2 protein-coding genes are annotated in these 2,039 nt (G+C 55.1%); both read right to left on the bottom strand.

The window, feature by feature from the left end; translation table 11 throughout:
• A partial coding sequence (locus BQ17_RS09830; protein ID WP_141699212.1) for an AAA family ATPase occupies positions 1-1,671 on the bottom strand: 1,671 nt, incomplete at its 3' end.
• Positions 1,672-1,673: 2 nt separating this feature from the next.
• Complete coding sequence (locus BQ17_RS09835) at positions 1,674-1,880, bottom strand: hypothetical protein (RefSeq protein WP_089726609.1); 207 nt, start codon at positions 1,878-1,880, stop codon at positions 1,674-1,676.
• Positions 1,881-2,039: the final 159 nt, after the last annotated feature.

Consider the following 2,039-nt stretch of genomic DNA (forward strand, 5'->3'; position numbering starts at 1 on the left):
CTTCAGTCGGCGGTTGAGTCCGCCGAGGGCCACTTTAGTGGCCCAACCTACCAGCTTCAGCTGGTAGTGGTTGAGTTCCTCGCTGCTCATGTTCAGCGCCTTCAGCGGTACGTATTTGAATTCCAGCAGGTGATCCAGCAGCTGATACCGGCGCATGTCGGGCCGGACGATCATGCTCAGATCCGCATAGCCCGTATCGATGGCCGTCTCCGAGTCCATGATATAGAAGGTGTCGGAGAAGAGGATGACCAGGAACGCGGTTTTGACTACCAGCTCGTTGCTCCAGCGATAGTCCCGATTGTCGAATACCTGGAAGTAGCGATTCTCGATGAACGCGCACAGGGGCTCGAGGTCGCCGCTGGTGTAGAAGTGTTCCGCGGCACTGCGGGACGTTTCGCGATCCTCGTATTCCGGCAGCGTGGCGTCCCGGATACGTTCCACATACAGACGCCGGATCACCAGATTCGGTATGCCCAGCGTCAATCGACCCATGGCATCCCGATGGGTGATGGTCAAAATCCCTAAGTAATACATCAAGGAGGCCAGGAAGGGTTGGTCTTTAGTGGCCTTCAGCATGTCCTCGACGCCGAAACGGTCGGCCAACTCGCCGATTAAGGGCGGATTGGTGGGATCGAGCGCCCTGGTAACCAGTTCGTCGCCGTGGGGGAGCGCCGCGATGTACTCGATGCGGTTGCGATCCATGGCCAAATTGCTGTCGAGAATGGCCCGCGGATAGGCGCAATCACGGCTGTATTCATCGAAGAAATACAGGGCCAGGGTGGGGTTGTACAGCAGGGGGCCGTCCCCGTAGCCGAAGCGGTAGCCATTGTAGAAGGTGCGCATCATGACAAGGGCCTCCGCCACCTGGGCCTCCGCCAATCCGCATTCCTCGCCGATTTTTTCCAGCGCACCGGCCACCTCGCTTTCATGGAAACCGCACAGATCATGGTATTCGGGACGCAGGGAAATGTTTTTGACGACGTTGTAACCGCTGCTGATATCGTTCATGACCACCGGCGACACCCCGGTGATGAATACCCGATCCAGACCCTGCCCACTGCCCAGGAATTTGATCGTCTTGAATACCGTTTTCAGTATCCCCTCGCCATGGACCAGCGTCGCGTAGCGGTCCTGTCCGCCATTCAGTTGCGCGGCCATGACCTCGTTGGCGAAGTTGTCGTATTCGTCGATGAACAAATAGAAGTTGTAGGGCGTTCGGTTTACGGCGTCGATGGCGGATTGAAAGGATGACAGGGCATCCTCGGGATGGATCTCGACCGTCTGGGGCAAAATGTCATGATAGTGCGTGATGAAACTTCGCACGCAGGCATTGATATGGTTATACAAGGCTCGCCCGATGGCCTCGGTGTCCCCATGGGTCATCACCGCGGAGAAATCCCAGCGCATCACGAGATAGCGGTTGTGCAGCGGTGTGGGGTTTCGGCCAATCTCCAGATGTCCGAACAGCCGTTCGAATTCGTCGCTTTTTGCCACGTCGTAATAGTTTTCCAGCATCGAGAGCACCAAGCTCTTGCCGAACCGGTGCGGACGCAGGAATAGCAGATGCTTACCCGCTTCTTCGATGAAGGCGATACGGTCCGTACGATCGGCGTAAAAATAGCCTTCCGTAATCAGGGCATAGAAATCGGCGATGCCATAGGGGAGTTTCATGATTAGCATCCGCGTTCAAGGCGTTCGTCGGGAAGGTGAGAATGAATAGGTGCAGCTATGATTTTTCTGCCGTTTGATCGTTGCCGCCTGCGCGCGTCCTTCAAAATACGCTGGATGTCGTAATCCACGGATCGCGCCAGGGTTTCCTTGGTGGCCCTGACTTCTCGAATAATCTCATCGGTGGTCGGAGCCTCGTCTATTTGTGCCATAATCTCAGTCTCCTATTAACTCAATGCCATTAAGTTAACACCTAACGTTCTGTATTTGTTAAACTATTCCCTATCTTCGACGAGCACGATGAGGAGTCAACCATGGTTCTCAGACCAAAGCCGGTCCAACTTACCGAAGTAGAAACCAAGTTAATCAGT

The sequence above is a fragment of the Candidatus Thiosymbion oneisti genome (assembly GCF_900092655.1).
GTDB lineage: Bacteria > Pseudomonadota > Gammaproteobacteria > Chromatiales > Chromatiaceae > Thiosymbion > Thiosymbion oneisti.

Coding starts and splice junctions, on each gene's coding strand:
- BQ17_RS09835 (WP_089726609.1), bottom strand. CDS start 1,880: ATGGCACAAATAGACGAGGCTCCGACCACCGATGAGATTATTCGAGAA.